We start from the raw sequence: 1,088 nt of genomic DNA on the forward strand, positions 1-1,088 counted from the left end.
GGCGAAAGGCGTCTCGGTTGGTGCGATCAGCGCGGCGCTGAAGGTTTCGCCCAAGACCGTCTACAACGTCATCGGCCGGGGCCGTTCCGCTGTCTCCGCCAACGACAGCCGCACCCGTGTGCTGACCATGCGCGTCACCGACCGCGACCTTCGCGGCTTCGATGCAGTTCTCGCGCGGCGCGGCATTGCCCATCGGTCAGATGCCATGCGCTGCTTGATGCTGGCCGCCGACGATCTCCTGCGCCCCGATGAAGGCATGACGGATGAGCTAAGAGGGTTGAGCGCGGCGCTGAACCGGGTCGGTAACAACGTGAACCAGATCGCGCGCCGTCTGAACGAGGCAAAGCTCAAAGGCGAGCGGCTGCCCTACACCTCTGCCAGCCATGCCGAGATCCGTAACCTCGCGCTGCTCGTCTTCGAAATGGCCGACCAGATCCAGGAGATGTTTCGCGCGCGCCGCCGTGTGCTGGACCTCGAGGTGACCAAGGCCCTCGCCGGTCTGGCGCGGCCAGATTCGCAGCAAAAGGCGGGCTATGGCGCGGAGTGAGGCCCGCGGTATCGGGCCCGCCCTCTTCGATCGCGACTGGAGCCGGGTCTCGGGCAGCTGGCAGGGGCTGGCGAAGAATGCCCAGATGGTCCGGGCCGCGCGGGGCTATTCCCCTGCTATCTTCAAGCCCATCTCCAAGGGTGGGTGCCATACCGGCGCCCAGTTGAAGGCCCAGCTGACCTATCTCACTACAAAGTCTAGCCACATCCTCGACAGTCGTGGCACGCATGATGGCAAAAAGACCCTGTCCCAGGCCGAGATCGACCGGGTCGTGCGGCGCTTCGAGAACCAGTGGGGTGAGCGGCACAGCCCCAAGCTCGGCCATACCTCGCATCTGCTGATGGCGTTTCCCGTCGGCACCAGCGGCGAAGAGGTGCGCGCGATCACGGAAACCGTCTGCGAGCGGTTCTTTCAAGGTGAGGGGTCGCAATTCGACTATATTGCTGCAATACACCAAGATCGCGCGCATCCACATGCGCATATCGTTCTGAACCGCCGCAGCAAGGATGGCGAAATGTTCTTTCTCGGGAAGGATCACCAC

The 1,088-nt window shown here is 63.7% G+C and carries 2 protein-coding genes; both read left to right on the forward strand.

Going from position 1 to position 1,088, the window contains the following annotated elements; translation table 11 throughout:
• Positions 1-547, forward strand: a 547-nt coding sequence (mobC, locus tag Q8M85_RS15135) for a plasmid mobilization relaxosome protein MobC (RefSeq protein ID WP_305546105.1), incomplete at its 5' end; no start/stop codon positions are given.
• Positions 534-1,088, forward strand: a 555-nt coding sequence (locus Q8M85_RS15140; RefSeq protein WP_371135269.1) for a relaxase/mobilization nuclease domain-containing protein, incomplete at its 3' end; no start/stop codon positions are given. The genes mobC and Q8M85_RS15140, both read left to right, overlap by 14 nt.

The sequence above is a fragment of the Tabrizicola sp. genome, from assembly GCF_030694085.1.
In the GTDB taxonomy this organism is placed as follows: domain Bacteria; phylum Pseudomonadota; class Alphaproteobacteria; order Rhodobacterales; family Rhodobacteraceae; genus Tabrizicola.